Here is a 21,806-nt window from a genome sequence, read left to right as displayed (position 1 = left end):
TTCCACCGGAGCCTTCCATGTCCCGCGTTACCCTGAGTCGCTATTTGATTGAGCAGACCCGTAGCAACAACACTCCTGCCGATCTGCGTTTCCTGATCGAAGTGGTGGCGCGTGCTTGCAAAGAGATCAGCCACGCGGTGTCCAAGGGCGCCCTCGGTGGTGTTCTGGGCAGCATGGGCACCGAAAACGTCCAAGGCGAAGTGCAGAAGAAACTCGACGTGATCTCCAACGAGATCCTGCTCGAAGCCAACGAATGGGGCGGTCACCTGGCCGGCATGGCGTCCGAAGAAATGGACAATGCCTACCAGATCCCGGGCAAATACCCGAAAGGCGCGTACCTGCTGGTTTTTGACCCGCTGGACGGCTCGTCGAACATCGATATCAACGCACCGGTCGGTACTATCTTCTCGGTGCTGCGTTGCCCGAGCGAATACCTGAGCCAGAACGAAGCCTTGAACGAAAAGGCCTTCCTGCAGCCAGGCACCGAGCAGGTCGCTGCCGGTTATGCCATCTACGGCCCGCAGACCATGCTGGTGCTGACCTTGGGCGATGGCGTGAAAGGCTTTACCCTGGACCGTGAAATGGGCAGCTTTGTGCTGACTCACGAAGACATCAAGATCCCGGAGTCCACTCAGGAGTTCGCGATCAACGCATCCAACCAGCGTCACTGGGAAGCGCCGGTACAACGCTACGTCGGCGAATTGCTGGCGGGCGATGAAGGTCCGCTGAAAAAGAACTACAACATGCGCTGGGTCGCCGCGATGGTCGCCGATGTACACCGCATCCTGACCCGTGGCGGTCTGTTCATGTACCCACGCGACAGCCGCGAGCCATCGAAGCCAGGCAAACTGCGCTTGATGTACGAAGCCAACCCGATGTCGTTCCTGGTTGAGCAGGCGGGCGGCGTGTCCACCGACGGCCATCAGCGCATCCTCGACATCAAGCCTGACGGTTTGCACCAGCGTGTCGCGGTGTTCCTCGGTTCGAAAGAAGAAGTCGAACGCGTCACGGGTTACCACAAGGAATAAACCATGACCGCGCCCTGGCAGCCGTTGCTCGAATGGTGGTTCGGTTCAGCCGAAGCACCCAACGAAGTAGCGGCTGAGAGGGGCAAGTTATGGTTCGGCAAGCGCGACAGCCAGGACCTCGAAGCGTTCGAGCGTTTCGGGGACTGGGTCGAGCAGGCACTGGCCGGCGGATTGACCGAATGGGCGCAACGCCCCGAAGGTTGGCTGGCCCTGGTGCTGTTGCTTGATCAACTCCCGCGAATGATCTTTCGCGACACTCCCAAATCCTTTGCAGGCGATCTCAGGGCTCAGGCGCTGGTGGCTCAAGGCATTGCTGCGGATTTCGACCGGCAGTTACGGTCCATCCAGCGGGTGTTCATCTACCTGGTGTTTGAGCATTGCGAGAATCTGGCGGTGCAGAATGAAGCTGTCTCGAGATACATCGATCTGGTTGCACAACAACCGGAGGCCGATCGGACGCTGTTTACCGATTATCTGAACTATGCCGAGAAGCATCAGCAGGTGATTGCGCGGTTTGGACGGTTTCCGCACAGGAATGCGGTGTTGGGAAGGGCGTCAACGGCTGAGGAATTGGCGTTTCTTTCGGGGCCTGGGTCACGGTTTTAGATTTTAGTCATGGCTGATGCCGCCATCGCGAGCAGGCTCGCTCCCACATGGGATTTGTGAACGACACAGATCCACTGTGGGAGCGAGCCTGCTCGCGATGAGGCCTTTAAAAGCGCGTTAGATCCGGAAACTACCCACCAGATGCTTCAACCGCGCCGCCTGCTGTTCAAGGTCGGCACACGCACGCAAGGTCGCCTGCAAGTTCTCCACCCCTTCGTGGTTCAGCGTGTTGATCTCGGTGATGTCGACATTGATCGACTCCACCACAGCCGTCTGCTCTTCCGTCGCCGTCGCCACGGATTGGTTCATCCCGTCGATCTCGCCGATCCGCTGAGTCACGCTGCCCAGGCGCTCGCCGGCCTGGTTGGCGATGCCGACACTGCTTTCGCTCTGACGCTGGCTGTCGGTCATGGTGCTGACCGCTTCCCGGGCGCCGACTTGCAGTTCCTCGATCATCTTCTGCACTTGCTGCGCCGAATCCTGAGTGCGGTGGGCCAGGTTGCGCACTTCATCGGCAACCACCGCGAAACCACGACCGGCTTCGCCGGCACGGGCCGCTTCGATGGCCGCGTTGAGGGCCAACAGGTTGGTCTGCTGCGAGATGCTGGTGATCACTTCCAGAATCTGCCCGATGTTGACCGTGTTGCTGTTGAGCGTTTCGATGTTGCCGCACGAATCGCTGATCTTCGCCGAGAGCTGCTGCATCGCTGCGATGGTTTTATCCACCACCTGTTGGCCGTCTTCGGCCAGGCTGCGGGCATCGCTCGAATGCTGGGAGGCGAGGGCAGCGTTCTGGGCGATTTCCTGGGCGGCGGCGCCCAGTTCGTTGATCGCCGCAGCCACGCTGCTGGTGCGTGAGGCTTGCTGGTCGGAGTTGAACATCGACGAGTTCGACGCGGCAACCACACGCAAGGCGACTTCGTTGACCTGGCCGGTGGCCGAGGCTACTTCCCGGATCGACGTATGAATACGTTCCACGAAGCGGTTGAACGAGGTGCCCAGCGCGCCGAATTCGTCGTGACCATGAATGGTCAGGCGTTTGGTCAGGTCGCCTTCGCCTTCGGCGATGTCATGCATGGCGCGGCCCATGGTCAGCAGCGGCTGCATCAGGAAGCTGATCAGCATGCCCAGCAGCGCGATGATGATCACCACCGCAATCACCATGGCGATGATCGCCGAAGTGCGGAATTCGCTGAGCATCGAGAAGGCGGTGTCCTGGTCGAGCACGAGCGCGACATACCAGTCCGCCGACGGCACGCCGTTGACGTGGGTGAAGGAGATGAACTGGCGTTTGCCGTCGATCTCGACTTCTTTCATGCCCGGGCTGACTTTCGGCGCACCGTTGGGGTAGGCGTCGGTCAGGCTCTTGAGCACCAGTTTGCTGTCCGGGTGGATCAGGATCTTGCCGTCGGCGCTGACGATAAACGCGTGGCCGTGTCCGCCGAAGTTCAGCGAGTTGATGATCGCGCTGACACTTGAAAGATCAATGTCTGCGCCGGCAACGCCGATCATCTGGTTCTGATGCTTCACCGGGGTGGCAACGGTGATCACCAGCTTGCCGGATGAGACGGCGATGTAAGGTTCGGTCACGATGGTCTGTTGCGCGCCGTTGGCAGCCTTGTACCAACCACGGGCCCGGGGGTCGTAGTCTGCGGCGCGATTGCCGGCCGGAACCGAGAACATCACGCCGTCAGTGCCACCGAAGTAGCTCAGCTGGAAATTGCTGGTGTAGGCCGGCAGGTCGATGGCGCGCTTGAGGCTGGGCTGGGCGCTGCCGTCCACGGCGATCTGCTGGGACAGCGATTGCAACAACTGGATGCGACTTTCCAGCCAGGTCTGGATGTTGCTGGTAGTCAGGCTGCCGAGTTCCTGCATCGAAGATTCAGTACTGCTGCGCAGGGTCTGGCGCTGGCGGTAGTCGTTGAACAGGATGAAACAGGCGAATGCAACGGCCACCACAAGGGCAGCAGCCAACAAGATCTTGTGGCTGAACTTCATGTTTCTGGTCATTAAATGAGCTACCGCGGAGGGGCTGGTCTACAAAGGGGCGTCAATTTGCCACAGTCGTGGGTTTTATGCTGCTTTTATGTCGACTGGCCAGCGCCAAAGATTAGGCGGTTTTTGCGAAAACCGACGAAATACTCAATAGCAAAAGAAAGTGGCTGATTTTTCGTAAAAAGGCAGACGAGCGGCCTGATAAATAGCCGGGCGCTCAGGGAACCAGACAGGGGTTTTCTCTTCTAAGCTTCTGCTTGGCAGCCATGCCATTCCCCTTCGCCCCAGGAGCTACACAATGTCGCTGCGATCTATCGCCTTGCTCTCGTTCTGCGTGTTGTTGGTCGCATGCGGCAAGATCAATCAAGAAAACTACTCGAAGCTGTCGACAGGCATGCCCAAGGCCGAGGTTGAAACCTTACTGGGCAAACCCACCGACTGTTCGGGCGCGCTCGGCATGTCCAGTTGCACCTGGGGTGACAAGAACAGCTTTATCAGCGTGCAATACGCCGGTGACAAAGTGCTGATGTTTTCCGGCCAAGGCCTGAAGTGATCCGGGGCTACGCGCCCACGGGAGAAAAACAATGAAGCAGTTATTGATTCTACTTTTTGCCGGCCTGGTATTGGCCGGCTGCGCCACTTCTGGCGAAGATCCGTTGGCGCCGAAAACCGTCAACAGCGTCAATCTCAAGAAGTATCAGGGTACCTGGTACGAGTTGGCTCGCCTGCCGATGTATTTCCAGCGCAACTGCGCGCAATCCGAAGCCCGTTACACCCTCAAGCCTGACGGCAACGTGCTGGTGCTGAACCGCTGCCTGACGGCGGACTGGCAATGGGAAGAGGCCAGGGGCACGGCTTACCCACAGGTGCCGGGCAAGACCGACAAATTGTGGGTCGAGTTCGATACCTGGTTCTCGCGATTGTTGCCGGGCGTGGCGAAGGGCGAATACTGGGTGTTGTTCGTCAGCGAAGACTACAAGACCGCCATCGTCGGCGACCCGAGCCGCCGTTACCTCTGGCTGCTGTCACGGACCCCGACGGTCAATGGTGTAGTGCGTGAAGAATTGCTGAGTAAAGCACGTCAGCAGGGCTACGACACCACGCGGTTGATCTGGCGTGCGACGGATACGCAGATGGCCAAGACCTCGAACTAACGGCCGCTAAAGATCAAAACTGTGGGAGCGAGACCGGCTTGCCGGCGATAGCGGAACGTCAGTCAACACTTCTGTTGAATTTGACGACCCTATCGCCGGCAAGCCGGTCTCGCTCCCACATTTTTTTGTGTCAGCCCAGGAGATCGCGCAGGACCTGGGTGAAGGCGCGGTTGCTTTCCTCCTCCCCGGCATGACGCCCGTCCCGCACGACCCACTGGCCATTAACCAGCACATCCCGCACCTGGCGATCATCGCCGGCAAACAGCCAACGATTCAAAATCCCGTCGCCACTGGCCGTTGCCAGGTAAGGATCGCTGCCGTCCAGCACCAGCCAATCCGCACGCTTGCCGACTTCCAGCGCACCGATCGGCTGACCCAGCGCCTGAGCCCCGCCATCCAGCGCTGCGTCGTATAGCGTGCGGCCAACCATTGGCTGATCCGCGCCATACAACCGATTACGTCGTTGATCCCGCAACCGCTGGCCATATTCAAGCCAACGCAATTCTTCCACCACGCTCAGTGACACATGGCTGTCGGAACCAATACCCATGCGCCCGCCCTGAGCGAGGAAGTCCGCCGCCGGGAAAATCCCGTCGCCGAGGTTGGCTTCGGTGGTCAGGCATAATCCGGCGATGGCGCGACTCTTGGCCATCAGTGTGACCTCTTCCGGGTTGGCGTGGGTCGCGTGGACCAGGCACCAGCGCTGGTCGACTTCGGTGTTTTCGTACAGCCATTGCAGCGGGCGGCGACCGCTCCAGCTCAGGCAGTCATCGACTTCTTTCTGCTGTTCGGCGATGTGAATGTGCACCGGGCAATGCTTGTCGCTGGCCGCGAGCACTTCGCTGATTTGCTGCGGTGTTACCGCACGCAACGAGTGGAAACACAAACCCAGCGACTGCGCCGGTTGCTGCGCCAGGATCGGCTGCAAGCGCGACTGAAGCTTGAGGTAGTTCTCGGTGCTGTTGATAAAACGGCGCTGACCGTCGTTCGGGGCCTGGCCGCCGAAACCGGAATGGCTGTAAAGCACCGGCAGCAGGGTCAAACCAATACCAGCGGAACTGGCGGCCTGACTGATGCGCAGCGCCAGTTCGGCCGGATCTGCGTAGGGCTGGCCGCTCGTGTCGTGGTGTACGTAATGGAATTCCGCCACCGAGGTGTAACCGGTCTTGAGCATTTCGATGTACAGCTGACGGGCGATGACCCCGAGCTGGTCCGGGCTGATTTTTCCGACGAGGCGATACATCAAATCGCGCCAGGTCCAGAAACTGTCGTTCGGGTTACCGGCCACTTCTGCCAATCCTGCCATCGCCCGCTGGAACGCGTGGGAGTGCAAATTGGGCATGCCCGGCAGCAGCGGACCGCTCAGCCATTCGGCGCCATCTGCGTGGGAATCGGCCTGGATATGGGTCAAAACGCCGTCGGCGCTGACCTCAAGACGTACATTGTTGGCCCATCCACTAGGCAGCAGCGCGCGTTCGGCAAAGAAGGCGGACATGGTTCAGCACCCCATCGTGTGTTATTTGTATATACATATACAGACGTTTGCCTGCTCGGTAAACTCCGGCAAGCTAGCAACCTCTACCAAATGAACAAGGATTAACCGTGCCGACTCCGCCTGCAGTGTCACCGTTGGCCGCGAACATGGGCGACAGTCCGGCGCCCTTGTACGCCCGCGTCAAACAGATGATCACCCAGCAAATCGACAGTGGAAACTGGCCGCCGCACTACCGCGTTCCGTCGGAAAGCGAGCTGGTCAGCCAACTGGGTTTCAGCCGCATGACCATCAACCGCGCGTTGCGCGAAATGACCACCGACGGACTGTTGGTGCGCATGCAAGGCGTCGGCACGTTCGTCGCCGAGCCGAAAAGCCAGTCCGCACTGTTTGAAGTGCACAACATCGCCGACGAAATCGCCTCCCGTGGCCATCGCCACACGTGCAAGGTGATCACCCTCGAAGAAGAGGCCGCCGGTTCCGAGCGCGCCCTGGCCCTGGACATGCGCGAAGGCCAGAAGGTGTTCCACTCGCTGATCGTGCATTTCGAAAACGATATTCCGGTGCAAATCGAAGACCGCTTCGTCAACGCGCTCGTCGCCCCGGACTACCTCAAGCAGGACTTTACCCTGCAAACGCCCTACGCCTATCTGAACCAGGTCGCACCGCTGACCGAAGGCGAGCACGTGGTTGAGGCGATTCTGGCCGAGCCGTCCGAATGCAAATTGCTGCAGATTGAAAAAGGCGAGCCGTGCCTGCTGATTCGCCGCCGTACCTGGTCCGGCCGTCAGCCGGTGACCGCCGCCCGTTTGATCCACCCTGGTTCCCGTCATCGTCTGGAAGGACGATTCCACAAATAAAGAGACAGCAATGAGTCAGTTGAAGGTTTTACGCGCGGTCGATTACCCGCGCATGCCGTGGAAAAACGGCGGCGGCAGCACTGAAGAAATCACGCGTGATGGTGGTGCCGGCCTTGATGGTTTCGGCTGGCGCCTGTCGATTGCCGATATTGGCGAGTCGGGCGGGTTTTCCACTTTCGTCGGTTACGAGCGGGTGATCACCGTGCTGCAAGGCGACGGCATGACCTTGCGCGTCGACGGCCAGGACACCCGGCGGTTGTTACCGCTGGACCCGTTTACCTTCAGCGGCGAGAGCCAGGTCGCCTGCACCTTGCTCGGTGGGCCGATTCGCGACTTCAACCTGATTTATGCGCCGCAGCGTTATAGCGCGCGGTTGCAGTGGCTGGCGGGCGGGCAACGGTTCTTCAGCTCGGCGGGTACCGTGCTGGTGTTCAGCATCAGCGAAGCACTTGAAGTGACGGTAGGTAACAGCGCTTCACAACTCGGGCGTCATGATTGCCTGCAACTGGACGGTAATACCGGTCTGCTGGAAGTCTCCAGTAACGGGCCGTGCTGTGTGATCGAGCTGATCGCACGCTGATTCAAAATCCCTAAAAGATCGCAGCCTTCGGCAGCTCCTTGTATCTCGACTATCGCTCCGTCAGGAGCGATAGTTCTCGACTGATCATCGAGGGAGGGATCTGGAAGACGCGCAGCTCCTTAGGCGTTATGCCTGCAATGTAGATGGTGCTCCAACCCTCCACACTCACTCGTATAGTTCGAACGGTATCTTGGGCCCGTCTTCGGCGAGAGCCCGCATTTGCAAGGTTGGACAGAGTGCAGTGATGATCGCAATTGATCTGATTGGAGGTATTCATGTCCAGTTTCGTTGGCGTCGATGTCGCAAAAAATACTTTTGATATCGCCACTCATCTGCCTAATGGCAAACACAAAACCAAGGCCAAACTCGCTAACGATGCCAAGGGCTTCAAGGAACTTGAGGCTTGGTTGCACAAGCAGGCCGAGCCTTCGGCCCTGATCGTGATGGAAGCCACCAGCGTCTACCACCTGGCGCTCGCCGAGTTTGTTTACAACAAGGGTTATCGGGTCTGTGTGGTCAACCCGGCTACGACCCATGCCTATGCCAACAGCGAACTGCGTCGAGTCAAAACCGATAAAAGCGACGCCAAGCTGATCGCTGACTTCGCCAGAGAAAAACATGAAAAACTGTCGCTCTGGGCCCCGGAACCGCTGAAGTTTCGCCAACTGAAGGCGATGGTTCGCCGCCTCGATGATCTTCAGGAAATGCAGCAAATGGAGCGTAATCGTCTGGACGTGTCCGACGAAAGCGTCAAAGACTCGATCCAGTCGGTACTGCGCCACGTCGAAAAAGAGATCGCTGAGACGCACAAGGTAATCAAGCAACACATCGATGACGACCCCGACATGCGTCAGATGCGCGACTTGATCGTGACCATCGATGGCATCGGCGAAAAAACACTTGAGAGACTACTGGCCGAACTGGGCGACCTGCGCAAATACGACGATCCGCGCAAACTGGTGGCTGCTGCGGGACTCAACCCGAAGCTGCATGACTCGGGCATGCTCAAGGGCCGCACCCCGATCTCGAAAATCGGCTCGGTACGACTGCGCGCCAGCCTCTACATGCCAGGAATCGTGGCGCTGAAACACAACGAAGCAATCATCGCCCTCAAAGACCGCCTGAAGGCCAACGGCAAGGCTCCCAAGCAAATCATCTGTGCCGCGATGCGCAAGCTGCTGCACTTCGTCTATGGCGTGCTCAAGTCGGGTCAACCCTTCGACCCGAAACTTGCGCTTGCTCGGTGAGAGTCAAGACGGTATCTACATTGATCGTGTTCACCGCATATATCGCGGATGGACACTGAACCTGTAGGAGCTGCCGAAGGCTGCGATCTTTTTGCTTTCCGACGTTCCCCATCGCGCACCAACTTGTTACCGAACGCCCCAGCGTGGCGCAAAACCACGCTCAAGTAACAGCCGTCACGCCCTCGCAAAATCCTCCTGAAAAAATTCATCTGCGCCGAAACCCTTGATCCAGGCACCCTCCAGCCCTTCAAAAACTTTTCTTGAACGCCTATCCAACAAGTTGGCCGCTTGATTGCATATGCTTGTATGTACAAGTAAAGACGTATGCGTATGAGTCGACCGAGACTCTCCGCAGCGTCCACTGATTCGCTTGTGGCGCTTTGACGCGCACAGGCTGGCTTGCCCACCGCCAGGGTTGGTTTGGATTGATCGCTGAGGAGTCTTTTTCGTGACTGACAATACCCAGAAACCTACTAAGTACCGTAACGTCGAAATCCGCGCTGCCCGCGGTAACAAGCTGACCGCCAAGAGCTGGCTGACTGAAGCGCCGCTGCGCATGTTGATGAACAACCTCGACCCGGAAGTCGCCGAGAACCCTAAAGAACTGGTGGTTTACGGTGGTATCGGGCGTGCGGCGCGTAATTGGGAATGCTACGACAAGATCGTCGAAAGCCTGACCAACCTGAACGACGACGAGACCCTGCTGGTGCAATCCGGCAAGCCGGTCGGCGTGTTCAAGACCCACAGCAACGCCCCGCGCGTACTGATCGCCAACTCCAACCTGGTGCCACACTGGGCGAGCTGGGAGCACTTCAACGAACTCGACGCCAAAGGCCTGGCCATGTACGGCCAGATGACCGCCGGCAGCTGGATCTACATCGGCAGCCAAGGCATCGTTCAAGGCACCTACGAAACCTTCGTCGAAGCCGGCCGCCAGCACTACAACGATGACCTGAAAGGTCGTTGGGTCCTGACCGCAGGTCTCGGCGGCATGGGCGGCGCCCAGCCTCTGGCCGCCACCCTGGCCGGTGCTTGCTCGCTGAACATCGAATGCCAGCAGGTCAGCATCGATTTCCGCCTGAACAGCCGCTATGTCGACGAGCAAGCGACCGACCTCGACGACGCGCTGGCCCGCATCGCCAAATACACCAAGGAAGGCAAAGCGATTTCCATCGCCTTGCTGGGCAACGCGGCTGAAATCCTGCCAGAACTGGTCAAGCGCGGCGTGCGCCCGGACATGGTCACCGACCAGACCAGCGCCCACGACCCGCTCAATGGCTACCTGCCAGCCGGCTGGACCTGGGACGAATACCGCGCTCGCGCCAAGACCGAGCCTGCTGCCGTGGTCAAGGCCGCCAAGCAATCCATGGCCGTACACGTTAAAGCCATGCTCGCCTTCCAGAAAATGGGCATTCCGACCTTCGACTACGGCAACAACATCCGTCAGATGGCGCAAGAAGAAGGCGTGGAAAACGCGTTCGACTTCCCAGGCTTCGTACCGGCTTACATCCGTCCGCTGTTCTGCCGCGGCATCGGTCCGTTCCGTTGGGCTGCACTGTCGGGCGATCCGCAAGACATCTACAAGACCGACGCCAAAGTCAAAGAGCTGATCCCGGACGACGCTCACCTGCACAACTGGCTGGACATGGCGCGCGAGCGCATCAGCTTCCAGGGTCTGCCGGCCCGTATCTGCTGGGTTGGCCTGGGCCTGCGCGCCAAACTCGGTCTGGCGTTCAACGAAATGGTGCGCAGCGGTGAGTTGTCCGCGCCAATCGTGATCGGTCGCGACCACCTGGACTCCGGCTCGGTAGCCAGCCCGAACCGCGAAACCGAATCGATGCAGGACGGTTCCGATGCGGTGTCCGACTGGCCACTGCTCAACGCTCTGCTGAACACCGCGAGCGGCGCGACCTGGGTTTCCCTGCACCACGGCGGCGGCGTCGGCATGGGCTTCTCCCAGCATTCGGGCATGGTGATTGTCTGCGACGGCACTGACGAAGCAGCCGAGCGTATCGCTCGCGTCCTGCACAACGACCCGGCGACCGGTGTCATGCGTCACGCCGATGCCGGTTACCAGATCGCAATCGACTGCGCCAAAGAGCAAGGGCTGAACCTGCCGATGATTACCGGCAAATAGGAGAAAAGGCCGCTGTAGGAGCTGCCGCAGGCTGCGATCTTTTGGCGCCATCACCGGCACCGAAGATCAAAAGATCGCAGCCTGCGGCAGCTCCTACAGAGGTCACGATGTTGCAGACCTAACAACAAGCGGGGCTGGTCGCGCGGTTGCGCAGGCCTGATTGGACGTGGACAGGGCTGGATGCCTCTTGACTGCCGTAAGCCAATTCATGATTAGGAGCGTCACACAATGAAATCGAACAAGACCCTGCTGACCACATTGCTTTCCATGGGCCTGCTGGCCAGTGCCGGTGCCACTCAGGCCGCCGGTTGGTGCGAGTCGGGCAAACCGGTGAAATTCGCCGGGCTGAACTGGGAAAGCGCCATGCTGCTGACCGACGTGCTGCAAGTCGTGTTGGAGAAAGGCTACGATTGCAAGACCGACAGCCTGCCGGGCAATTCCATCACCATGGAAAACGCCCTGAGCAGCAATGACATCCAAGTGTTTGCCGAAGAGTGGGTCGGCCGCAGCGAAGTCTGGAACAAGGCCGAGAAGGCCGGCAAGGTCGTCGGTGTCGGCGCGCCTGTCGTGGGTGCTGTCGAAGGCTGGTACGTGCCGCGCTACGTGATCGAAGGCGACGCCAAGCGCAAGCTGGAAGCCAAGGCGCCGGACCTGAAAAACATTGCTGACCTGGCCAAATATTCGGCTGTATTCAAGGACGCGGAAGAGCCATCCAAGGGCCGTTTCTACAACTGCCCGGCCGGTTGGACCTGTGAGCTCGACAACAGCGAAATGCTGAAAAGCTACGGCCTGGAAAGCAGCTACACCAACTTCCGCCCAGGCACCGGCCCGGCGCTGGATGCGGCTGTACTGTCGAGCTACAAGCGTGGCGAGCCGATCCTGTTCTACTACTGGTCGCCAACCCCGCTGATGGGCCAGGTTGACCTGGTCAAACTCGAAGAAAAACCAGGCGTGGACAAGCGCGTGACCATCAAGGTCGGCCTGTCCAAGACCTTCCACGAGCAAGCCCCGGAACTGGTGGCCGTGCTGGAAAAGGTCAACCTGCCAATCGACCTGCTGAACCAGAACCTCGGGCGCATGGCCAAAGAGCGGATCGAGTCGCCAAAACTGGCGAAAATCTTCCTCAAGGAACATCCTGAAGTCTGGCACGCATGGGTGAGCGAAGACGCAGCCAAAAAGATCGACGCGGCCTTGTAGGTCAAGCCTCTCCGACTGCCCTCCGCGGCAGTCGGATGCTTGATCGCAACCCCTTGATTGAGAGTCTCTTATGTTTCCCGAAAGCTTTACCTTTTCCATCGCCGACTGGGTCAACAGTTGGGTCGATTCGCTGGTCACCAACTACGGCGACGTGTTCCGGCATATCTCCGACACCCTGTTGTGGGCCATCGTCAATCTTGAAGGGTTGCTGCGTGCGGCGCCCTGGTGGCTGATGCTGGCGATCGTGGCGGGCGTGGCCTGGCACGCGACCCGTAAAATCGTGACCACTTCGGTGATCGTCGGCCTGCTGTTCCTGGTGGGCGCAGTCGGCCTCTGGGACAAGCTGATGCAGACCCTGGCGCTGATGATGGTAGCGACGGTCATTTCGGTGCTGATCGGCATTCCGCTGGGCATTCTCTCGGCGCGCAGCAATCGTCTGCGTTCGGTGCTGATGCCGTTGCTGGACATCATGCAGACCATGCCGAGTTTCGTATACCTGATCCCGGTGCTGATGTTGTTCGGCCTGGGCAAGGTCCCGGCGATTTTCGCCACCGTGATCTACGCCGCGCCGCCGCTGATCCGCTTGACCGATCTGGGCATTCGCCAGGTCGACGGTGAAGTGATGGAAGCGATCAACGCTTTCGGTGCCAACCGCTGGCAGCAACTGTTCGGCGTGCAACTGCCGCTGGCCCTGCCGAGCATCATGGCCGGGATCAACCAGACCACCATGATGGCCCTGTCGATGGTAGTGATTGCCTCGATGATCGGTGCACGTGGCCTGGGTGAAGACGTGTTGGTGGGGATTCAGACCCTCAACGTTGGACGCGGTCTTGAGGCGGGTCTGGCGATCGTGATTCTGGCAGTGGTCATCGACCGCATTACTCAGGCGTATGGTCGGCCACGGCATGAGGTGAGCAAATGAGCAACGAAGCCATCAGCAAGATCGAAGTCAAAAACGTCTTCAAGATTTTCGGCAACCGTTCCAAGGACGCGCTGGGCATGATTGGCCAGGGCAAAACCAAGGACCAGGTGCTGGCCGAAACCGGCTGCGTGGTCGGCGTGAACGATTTGTCCCTGAGCATCGGCACCGGCGAGATCTTCGTGATCATGGGCCTGTCCGGTTCCGGCAAATCCACGTTGGTGCGCCACTTCAATCGCCTGATCGACCCGACCAGCGGCGCGATCCTGGTGGACGGCGTGGACATCCTGCAATACGACATGGAAGCCCTGCGCGAATTTCGCCGGCACAAGATCAGCATGGTGTTTCAGAGCTTCGGCCTGCTGCCGCACAAAACCGTGGTGGATAACGTCGCCTACGGCCTGAAGGTGCGCGGCGAGACCAAGCAAATGTGCGCCGAACGTGCGCTGCACTGGATCAACACCGTGGGCCTCAAGGGTTACGAAAACAAGTACCCGCATCAGCTTTCCGGCGGCATGCGCCAGCGTGTGGGCCTGGCTCGCGCATTGGCGGCGGACACTGACATCATCTTGATGGACGAAGCCTTCAGCGCGCTCGACCCGTTGATCCGCGCCGAAATGCAGGACCAGTTGCTGGAGCTGCAAAAGACCCTGCACAAGACCATCGTTTTCATCACCCACGACCTCGACGAGGCTGTGCGCATTGGCAATCGCATTGCGATCCTCAAGGATGGCCGCCTGATTCAGGTGGGTACGCCGCGAGAGATTCTGCATTCGCCGGCAGATGAGTATGTCGATCGGTTCGTACAGCGGCGGGCGGCGGTGGTTTAAAGGTTTGCGGTGATTGTGCTGGCCTCATCGCGAGCCGGCTCGCTCCCACATTGGAATGCGTACCCCTGTGGGAGCGAGCCGGCTCGCGATAGCGCTGCTGATGCTGCATCAATATTCAAGTGGTACGCACGAGGTCAAAGATGTCCCAGGCTGAAAAAATCGTAATCGCCGACGCCCCTTTGCGTTGGCAGGATGTGGTCGCGGTAGCCCGTCATGGCGCGCAACTTGAGCTGTCGCCTCAGACCTGGGCGCGTATCGAGAATGCACAGGCGATCGTCCAGCGCATTGTCGTCAGCGGCGAACGCGCCTATGGCGTCAATACCGGCCTGGGTGCGTTGTGCAACGTCTCGCTCAAGGACGAACAACTCAGCCAATTGTCGCGCAACACCTTGCTCAGTCACGCCTGTGGCGTTGGCGCGCCACTGGCCGACGAGCAGACCCGCGCGATCATGTGCGCAGCGATCCGCAACTACAGCCAAGGCAAATCCGGCATTCACCGTCGGGTGGTCGAAGCCCTGCTGGCGCTGCTCAATTGCGGTATCACCCCGCAGGTGCCGTCCCAGGGTTCGGTCGGTTACCTGACCCACATGGCGCACATCGGCATCGCGCTGCTGGGTGTCGGCAATGTCAGCTACCGCGGGCAGATCGTTTCTGCGCAACAGGCCTTGGCCGAAGAAGGTTTGCAACCGGTTCAACTTGGTGCCAAAGACGGTTTGTGCCTGGTCAATGGCACACCATGCATGAGCGGCCTCAGCTGCCTGGCGATTGCCGATGCGACGCGTCTGGTGCAATGGGCCGACGTGATCGGCGCCATGAGCTTCGAAGCCCAGCGCGGCCAGATCGCGGCGTTCGATGCCGAGATCATCGCGCTCAAGCCGCATCCTGGCATGCAGCAGGTGGGTATCAACCTGCGGGCGTTGCTCGATGGCAGTGAAGTGATCGCTTCGAGCAAAGGCATCCGCACGCAAGATGCGCTGAGCATTCGTTCGATCCCGCAAGTCCATGGCGCTGCACGGGATCAGCTGGCGCACGCGATTCAACAGATCGAAACCGAGCTCAATGGCTGCACCGATAACCCGTTGCTGCTGGGCACGCCGGACAACTATCGCGTGATGTCCCAGGCCAACCCGCACGGCCAATCGGTCGCGCTGGCCGCTGACTTGCTGGCCATCGCCATGGCCGAAATCGGCTCCATCGCCGAGCGTCGCCTCGACCGTCTGATCAACCCGCACGTCAGTGCTCTGCCGGCGTTTCTGGTGGCCAATCCGGGGGTGAATTCCGGGATGATGATCGTCCAGTACGTCGCCGCTTCGCTGTGTGCGGAAAACCGTCAGTTGGCGCAACCGGCAGTGCTCGACAACTACGTCACGTCGGGCCTGCAGGAAGACCACCTGAGCATGGGCACCAACGCCGCGCTGAAGCTGCATCGCGCGCTGGAAAACTGCACGCAAATCCTCGCCATCGAGTACCTGCTGGCGGCTCAGGCGTTTGAATTCCTCAAAGAGCAACGCTTCGGCGCGGGCACCGATACCGCGTGGCGTCTGCTGCGCGAGCGTGTCCCTGCCTACGATCAGGACCGCTGGCTGGCACCGGATATCGCTGCGGCTGCCGGGGTTTTGAAAGATTCGAATTTGCTGCACACGGCTTTACCGAACCTGAACTGATTTCCACAACACCAGCGTGCCAAGGCGCGGCTCCCCAAAAGTGAGACGCGACGGACAACGGACATCTCCGGAGCGTCTGGTGAGTACTCTTCATTTAAGAAGAAAACTCTCAAAAGGAGCACAAAATGACTGCGCTAAACCTGATTCCCGGCCAACTGAGCCTTGCCCAACTGCGTGATATCTATCAGCAGCCGGTCAAAATCACCCTCGACAACAGTGCATCAAAGCAGATCGAAGCCAGTGTCGCCTGCGTGGAACAGATCCTCGCCGAGAACCGCACCGCGTACGGCATCAACACCGGTTTCGGCCTGCTGGCCTCGACCCGCATCGCCAGCGAAGACCTGGAAAACCTGCAGCGCTCGTTGGTGCTGTCCCACGCCGCCGGTGTCGGCGAGCCGATCAGCGATGCGCTGGTTCGACTGGTCATGGTGCTCAAGGTCAACAGCCTGAGCCGTGGTTTCTCCGGCATTCGTCGCGTGGTCATCGACGCGCTGATCGCCCTGATCAACGCTGAGGTTTACCCGCACATTCCATTGAAAGGTTCGGTCGGTGCCTCCGGTGATTTGGCGCCATTGGCCCATATGTCGCTGGTGCTGCTGGGCGAAGGCAAGGCTCGCTATAAAGGCGAATGGATGGAAGCGACCGAAGCGCTGAAAGTCGCCGGTCTGACACCGCTGACGCTGGCCGCGAAAGAAGGTCTGGCGCTGCTCAACGGTACTCAGGTTTCCACCGCTTATGCGTTGCGTGGTCTGTTCGAAGGCGAAGATCTGTTCGCCGGTGCCGTGGCGCTGGGTGCCCTGACGGTCGAAGCCGTGCTGGGCTCGCGCTCGCCGTTCGATGCACGGATTCACGCCGCTCGTGGCCAGAAAGGCCAGATCGACGCCGCTGCCGCTTACCGCGATCTGCTGGGCGAACGCAGTGAGGTGTCCGACTCGCACGAGAACTGCGAAAAGGTCCAGGACCCCTACTCCCTGCGCTGCCAGCCGCAAGTCATGGGCGCCTGCCTGACCCAGTTCCGTCAGGCCGCCGAAGTGCTAGCCGTTGAAGCTAACGCCGTTTCCGACAATCCGCTGGTCTTCGCCGCTGAAGGCGATGTGATCTCCGGCGGTAACTTCCACGCCGAACCGGTGGCCATGGCGGCTGACAACATGGCCCTGGCCATCGCCGAAATCGGCTCCCTGAGCGAGCGCCGTATCTCGCTGATGATGGACAAGCACATGTCGCAACTGCCGCCGTTCCTGGTGGCCAATGGCGGCGTGAACTCCGGCTTCATGATCGCCCAGGTGACGGCGGCGGCACTGGCCAGTGAAAACAAGGCGCTGTCCCACCCTCATTCGGTGGACAGCCTGCCGACTTCGGCCAACCAGGAAGACCACGTGTCCATGGCGCCGGCGGCTGGCAAGCGTCTGTGGGAAATGGCCGAAAACACTCGTGGTGTTCTGGCCGTTGAGTGGTTGGCGGCAGTTCAGGGGCTGGACCTGCGCGACGGTCTCAAGACCTCGCCGAAACTGGAGAAGGCTCGCGCGATCCTGCGTGCCGAAGTGCCGTTCTATGAGAAGGACCGCTTCTTTGCACCGGACATCAATGCGGCGACTGAGCTGTTGGCCACGCGTTGCCTGAATGAACTGGTGTCGACGAAGTTGCTGCCTAGCCTGTAATGGCCCCTTCGCGAGCAGGCTCGCTCCCACATTGGATTGCGTAACCTCTGCGGGAGCGAACCTGCTCGCGAATCGATATTGAACAAGACGAGGAATTCGGGATGAAAACTCTCTGGCAACACTGCCACGTCGCAACCATGGCGCAAGGCGTCTACTCGATCATCGAGGATGCGGCCATCGTGACGTCCGGTGCGCACATTGAGTGGATCGGCCCACGCGCTGAACTGCCGGCGGGCGAGTACCCGGCCGTCAATGATTTGAAAGGGGCCTGGGTTACCCCGGGCCTGATCGACTGCCACACCCACACGGTGTTCGGCGGTAATCGCAGCGGTGAATTCGAACAGCGTTTGCAGGGTGTGAGCTACGCGGAAATCGCAGCAGCCGGTGGCGGCATCGCCAGCACCGTGCGCGCCACCCGTGCGGCGACTGAAGATGAGCTGTTCGCCAGCGCCGCCAAGCGTCTGACAAGCCTGATGCGCGACGGCGTGACCACTGTCGAAATGAAATCTGGCTACGGACTCGACCTGGCCAGCGAACGCAAGATCCTGCGGGTCATCCGCCGCCTCGGCGCCGAATTGCCGGTCAGTGTGCGCAGCACCTGCCTGGCTGCTCACGCGTTGCCCCCGGAATACGCCGACCGTGCCGACGACTACATCGACCACATCTGCGCCGACATGCTCCCGGCCCTGGCCGCTGAAGGGCTGGTGGATGCGGTGGATGCGTTCTGCGAATACCTGGCGTTTTCGCCGGCGCAGGTCGAGCGGGTGTTCATCACCGCACAGGAACTGGGCTTGCCGGTGAAGCTGCACGCCGAGCAGTTGTCGTCCCTGCACGGTTCGAGTCTGGCGGCGCGTTACCACGCACTGTCGGCCGATCACCTGGAATTCATGACCGAAGACGACGCCATGGCCATGGCCAAGTCCGGCACCGTCGCGGTGTTATTGCCCGGCGCTTTCTACTTCCTGCGGGAAACCCAATTGCCACCGATGGATGCCCTGCGCAAACACGGCGTGAAAATTGCCATCGCCAGCGACCTCAACCCTGGTACCTCACCGGCGCTGTCGCTGCGCCTGATGTTGAACATGGCCTGCTCCTGTTTCCGCATGACCCCGGAAGAAGCCCTGGCGGGCGCGACGATTCATGCCGCCACCGCATTGGGCATGGCCGAGACTCACGGTTCGCTGGAAGCCGGCAAGGTCGCGGATTTTGTCGTCTGGCAAATCGATCGCCCGGCCGACCTGTCGTACTGGCTGGGCGGTGATCTGGAAAAACGCGTCGTGCGTCACGGCGTCGAAACGAGCGTTTAGGAGAGCAGTTGTGGATAAGGTTCTGAACTTCAAACAAGGCCGCGTGCCGCTGCTGATCAGCATGCCCCATGCTGGCCTGCGCCTGACCCCGGCGGTAGAAGCGGGGTTGATCCCCGACGCGAAAAGCTTGCCGGACACCGATTGGCACATCCCCACGCTTTATGAGTTCGCCGCCGAACTGGGCGCCAGTACGTTGGCTGCCGAGTACTCGCGGTTTGTCATCGATCTGAACCGCCCGTCCGACGACAAACCTTTGTATGTTGGCGCGACCACCGGCCTGTACCCGGCGACGCTGTTCGACGGCATTCCGTTGTTCCGCGAAGGAATGGAGCCCTCTGCGGCGGAACGGGCGACTTATCTTGAGCAGGTCTGGACGCCATACCACAGCACGTTGCAGAACGAGTTGGCGCGCTTGAAAGCCGAGTTCGGCTACGCGCTGCTGTTCGATGCGCACTCGATCCGTTCGATCATCCCGCACCTGTTCGACGGCAAACTGCCGGACTTCAACCTCGGCACCTTCAACGGCGCCAGTTGCGATCCTCAGTTGGCCACTCAGCTGGAAGCAATCTGCGCGAAGCACACCGATTACAGTCATGTGCTGAACGGTCGCTTCAAGGGCGGCCACATCACTCGGCACTACGGCAACCCGGCGCAAAACATCCACGCCGTGCAACTGGAGTTGGGCCAGTGCACTTATATGGAAGAGTTTGAGCCGTTCCGTTATCGCCCTGACCTCGCGGCGCCGACTCAGGTGGTGCTCAGGGAATTGCTGCTAGGGCTGCTGGCGTGGGGGCGGCAGCGTTACGGGGAATAAGATCAAAAGATCGCAGCCTTCGGCAGCTCCTACATTGGGCTTGCGCCAGACACACGACTTGCGTTGAAACACGGTCTTGCAGGAGCTGCCGAAGGCTGCGATCTTTTAGTCGCTACCGTGCAAAACACGGTCGCTACAGTTCGCTTTTACCCTCTCGACGCTGCGTAATGTTCTGGGCACGGTGCACAAAGACACCGAGCCCACAATAATCTGCTGCCGCACGAGATCATCCCGATGAAAAGACTGTTCACCCGCTGTCTCTCAATCCTCTGCGGCACGGCTCTTCTGAGCACCAGTGTGCTGGCCAGTGACGACGCTTCCTGCAAGGCCGTGCGCATGGGCGTGGTCAACTGGACCGACGTCATCGCCACCAGCGGCATGGCCGATGTGCTGCTCAACGGCCTTGGCTACGAAAGCAAGCAAACCAGCGCCGTACAGCAAATCATCTTCGCCGGTATCCGCGACAAGCGCCTGGACATCTTCCTCGGTTACTGGAAACCGGCGATGGACAAAAACATCGCGCCGTTCCTGGCCGCCAATCAAGTGAAAGTCCTGGAAAAACCAAGCCTGGCCGACGCCCAGGCGACCCTCGCCGTGCCTGAGTACGTGGCGGAGGCGGGCCTGAAAACCTTCGCCGACATCGCCAAATTCAAAGACAAGCTCGGGGGCAAGATCTATGGCATCGAGCCGGGCAGCGGTGCCAACACCACCATCAAAACCATGATCGAGACCAATCACTTTGGCTTGAAGGACTTCAAACTGATCGAGTCCGGTGAGGCCGGCATGCTTGCCGCCGTGCAGCGTGCGGTGAATCGCAAGGAGTTCGTGGTGTTCGTCGGCTGGACTCCGCACCCGATGAACATCAACATGAAAATCGCCTACCTGACCGGCAGCGAAGACGTCTATGGGCCGAACGAAGGTGCCGCGACCGTCTCCACCGTCACCGCGCCGGACTACGCCGAGCGTTGCCCGAACGTGAACCGCCTGTTGGAAAACCTGACCTTCACCGCCGCGCAGGAAAGCCAGCTGATGGTGCCGATCATGGAGCGCAAGACGCCGCAGGAGGTTGCCAAACAGTGGCTGCGTGATCATCCCGAGGATCTGCAACGCTGGCTCGCCGGTGTCACCAGTTTTGATGGCAAGGATGGCGTCGCAACCGTTCAGGCCAGTTTGAAAAACTGACCGAGGGCGAACGAGATCATTGTGGCGAGGGGGCTTGCCCCCGTTCGGGTGCGCAGCGCTCGCAAAATCCCGGCTCAATCCGATATTTTGGAGCCGCTTCGCGGCCCAGCGGGGCGATGCGGTGTTCCGACAAGCCCCCTCACCACAAAAGCCGCATTTCCAAACGACATCCTCTGAACTGACCGGCACCAGACCCATGGCTCCTTATCCGCTCTCCGAAAAGATGACGGCGTTCATCGAGAAAACCGTCAGCTTCAACAGCACCGATAGCAGCCTCGCGGGGTTGCGTCAGGCCTACAGCGATATGTGCCGGGCGTTCACCCCGCCACGTCCCGCCGGGCTTTACGTGGTCGATTTCGAATTGGCTGGCGTGCCAGTGCGGTCTTATCAACCGCCGGTTACGCCGCCGACCGGCGGTTGCCCGTGCATTGTGTATATGCACGGCGGCGGTTGGGTGGTGGGGGACCTGGACTCCCACGACTTCATCTGCGCCGAACTGGCGTCAACGCTGGGTGTGTTGGTGATTGCCGTCGATTATCGGTTGGCGCCGGAGCAGCCGTTTCCGGCGGCGTTCGATGACTGCCTGAAGGTCTGGCGAGCCCTGCGCACCGGACCGTTTCGGCTAGACCCGGCGCGAACGCTGGTGGCGGGTGACAGCGCCGGTGGCAATCTCGCTGCTGCGCTTTGTCTGGCATTGCGCGACGCGGGTGAGCCATTGCCGGCTGCGCAGGTCCTGATCTATCCGGGCCTTGGTGGCGATCACCGTCTGGCTTCACGCAGCGAGTGCACCGACGCCCCGCTGCTCAGCAGCAGTGATCTGGACTGTTATCACGCCTTGTATTTGCGCGGCACCCGACAGCCGGGCGCCTATGCGATGCCGTTGCTGGCCGAAGATCTCCGCGGACTGCCCCCGGCGTTGATCGCGGTGGCGCAATTCGATCCGCTGCGCGATGACGGCGTGCTCTACGCTGAGCGACTGAACGCCGCGGGCGTGGCCGCGACGCTTTATTACGGGGAAGGGCTGGTCCACGGCTGTCTGCGGGCTCGGGGCCAGGTTGCCGAGGTCGATGCACTCTATGAAACGCTGCTCGGATATCTGATGGCAAAACTCTGACTCTGCAAGGGCATGCTCATTG

The 21,806-nt window shown here is 60.2% G+C and carries 19 protein-coding genes and 1 pseudogene; 17 read left to right on the top strand and 3 right to left on the bottom strand.

The annotated features are described in order from the left end of the window. Positions 1-17: 17 nt before the first annotated feature. Positions 18-1,028 carry a class 1 fructose-bisphosphatase gene (locus tag ACYZUD_RS22055; protein WP_462020133.1) on the top strand — a complete coding sequence of 337 codons (1,011 nt, stop codon included), beginning with the start codon at positions 18-20 and terminating at the stop codon, positions 1,026-1,028. A gap of 3 nt (positions 1,029-1,031) precedes the next feature. Continuing rightward, the gene (locus ACYZUD_RS22050) at positions 1,032-1,634 is read left to right on the top strand and encodes a DUF924 family protein (protein WP_462020132.1); all 603 of its coding nucleotides are present in this window, start codon (positions 1,032-1,034) and stop codon (positions 1,632-1,634) included. A 117-nt stretch (positions 1,635-1,751) separates the two neighbouring features. Here ACYZUD_RS22050 and ACYZUD_RS22045 read toward each other — a convergent pair whose 3' ends face one another. Together ACYZUD_RS22045 and ACYZUD_RS22040 are read right to left on the bottom strand one after the other, a co-directional pair. Continuing rightward, positions 1,752-2,516, bottom strand: a complete 765-nt coding sequence (locus ACYZUD_RS22045) for a methyl-accepting chemotaxis protein (protein WP_462025091.1) — start codon at positions 2,514-2,516, stop codon at positions 1,752-1,754. A gap of 141 nt (positions 2,517-2,657) precedes the next feature. Next, positions 2,658-3,509, bottom strand: a pseudogene (locus tag ACYZUD_RS22040) (cache domain-containing protein); the annotation flags it as partial. 418 nt (positions 3,510-3,927) lie between these two features. Here ACYZUD_RS22040 and ACYZUD_RS22035 point away from each other — a divergent pair. Together ACYZUD_RS22035 and ACYZUD_RS22030 are read left to right on the top strand one after the other, a co-directional pair. Continuing rightward, the gene (locus tag ACYZUD_RS22035; RefSeq protein WP_462020131.1) at positions 3,928-4,182 is read left to right on the top strand and encodes a hypothetical protein; all 255 of its coding nucleotides are present in this window, start codon (positions 3,928-3,930) and stop codon (positions 4,180-4,182) included. 31 nt (positions 4,183-4,213) lie between these two features. Then, a complete protein-coding gene (locus tag ACYZUD_RS22030) occupies positions 4,214-4,783 on the top strand; it encodes a lipocalin family protein (RefSeq protein ID WP_462020130.1) in 570 nt (189 codons plus the stop codon). A 130-nt stretch (positions 4,784-4,913) separates the two neighbouring features. On the opposite strand, the gene ACYZUD_RS22025 is transcribed toward ACYZUD_RS22030, so the two are convergent. Beyond that, positions 4,914-6,278: a formimidoylglutamate deiminase gene (locus ACYZUD_RS22025; protein WP_462020129.1), complete on the bottom strand. Its 1,365-nt coding sequence runs from the start codon at positions 6,276-6,278 to the stop codon at positions 4,914-4,916. Positions 6,279-6,424: 146 nt separating this feature from the next. Between ACYZUD_RS22025 and hutC the strand changes: the two genes are divergently transcribed. The 13 genes from hutC to ACYZUD_RS21960 all read left to right on the top strand — a co-directional run bounded on the left by hutC (position 6,425) and on the right by ACYZUD_RS21960 (position 21,784). Continuing rightward, positions 6,425-7,135 carry a histidine utilization repressor gene (gene hutC / locus ACYZUD_RS22020; protein WP_462025090.1) on the top strand — a complete coding sequence of 237 codons (711 nt, stop codon included), beginning with the start codon at positions 6,425-6,427 and terminating at the stop codon, positions 7,133-7,135. Between the two features lie 10 nt (positions 7,136-7,145). Beyond that, a complete protein-coding gene (locus tag ACYZUD_RS22015; protein WP_462020128.1) occupies positions 7,146-7,715 on the top strand; it encodes a HutD/Ves family protein in 570 nt (189 codons plus the stop codon). A gap of 275 nt (positions 7,716-7,990) precedes the next feature. After that, positions 7,991-8,962: an IS110 family RNA-guided transposase gene (locus ACYZUD_RS22010; protein WP_462019512.1), complete on the top strand. Its 972-nt coding sequence runs from the start codon at positions 7,991-7,993 to the stop codon at positions 8,960-8,962. 448 nt (positions 8,963-9,410) lie between these two features. Further along, a complete protein-coding gene (gene hutU, locus ACYZUD_RS22005; protein ID WP_462020127.1) occupies positions 9,411-11,099 on the top strand; it encodes a urocanate hydratase in 1,689 nt (562 codons plus the stop codon). 228 nt (positions 11,100-11,327) lie between these two features. Continuing rightward, entirely contained in the window at positions 11,328-12,296 is a 969-nt protein-coding gene (locus tag ACYZUD_RS22000; RefSeq protein ID WP_462020126.1) for an ABC transporter substrate-binding protein, read from the top strand. 70 nt (positions 12,297-12,366) lie between these two features. Further along, positions 12,367-13,218 (top strand): ABC transporter permease, encoded by an 852-nt coding sequence (locus ACYZUD_RS21995; protein WP_438658885.1) that lies wholly within the window; start codon positions 12,367-12,369, stop codon positions 13,216-13,218. Beyond that, entirely contained in the window at positions 13,215-14,045 is an 831-nt protein-coding gene (locus ACYZUD_RS21990; RefSeq protein WP_462020125.1) for a quaternary amine ABC transporter ATP-binding protein, read from the top strand. Before ACYZUD_RS21995 ends, ACYZUD_RS21990 begins: the two co-directional genes overlap by 4 nt. 140 nt (positions 14,046-14,185) lie before the next feature. Next, positions 14,186-15,709 carry a histidine ammonia-lyase gene (gene hutH, locus ACYZUD_RS21985; RefSeq protein ID WP_462020124.1) on the top strand — a complete coding sequence of 508 codons (1,524 nt, stop codon included), beginning with the start codon at positions 14,186-14,188 and terminating at the stop codon, positions 15,707-15,709. Positions 15,710-15,834: 125 nt separating this feature from the next. Continuing rightward, entirely contained in the window at positions 15,835-17,367 is a 1,533-nt protein-coding gene (hutH, locus tag ACYZUD_RS21980; RefSeq protein WP_462020123.1) for a histidine ammonia-lyase, read from the top strand. 101 nt (positions 17,368-17,468) lie between these two features. Next, on the top strand, positions 17,469-18,674 hold the full coding sequence (hutI, locus tag ACYZUD_RS21975; RefSeq protein WP_462020122.1) for an imidazolonepropionase: 1,206 nt from the start codon (positions 17,469-17,471) through the stop codon (positions 18,672-18,674). A gap of 10 nt (positions 18,675-18,684) precedes the next feature. Next, the gene (hutG, locus tag ACYZUD_RS21970; protein ID WP_462020121.1) at positions 18,685-19,488 is read left to right on the top strand and encodes an N-formylglutamate deformylase; all 804 of its coding nucleotides are present in this window, start codon (positions 18,685-18,687) and stop codon (positions 19,486-19,488) included. 234 nt (positions 19,489-19,722) lie between these two features. Beyond that, complete coding sequence (locus ACYZUD_RS21965; RefSeq protein WP_462020120.1) at positions 19,723-20,670, top strand: choline ABC transporter substrate-binding protein; 948 nt, start codon at positions 19,723-19,725, stop codon at positions 20,668-20,670. A 196-nt stretch (positions 20,671-20,866) separates the two neighbouring features. Next, the gene (locus tag ACYZUD_RS21960) at positions 20,867-21,784 is read left to right on the top strand and encodes an alpha/beta hydrolase (protein WP_462020119.1); all 918 of its coding nucleotides are present in this window, start codon (positions 20,867-20,869) and stop codon (positions 21,782-21,784) included. The last annotated feature ends 22 nt before the right edge of the window (positions 21,785-21,806 follow it).

The organism is Pseudomonas sp. XS1P51 (genome assembly GCF_054897845.1).
The sequence above is the reverse complement of the archived record's forward strand: the minus strand, read 5'-3'. Positions and strand labels throughout refer to the sequence as shown.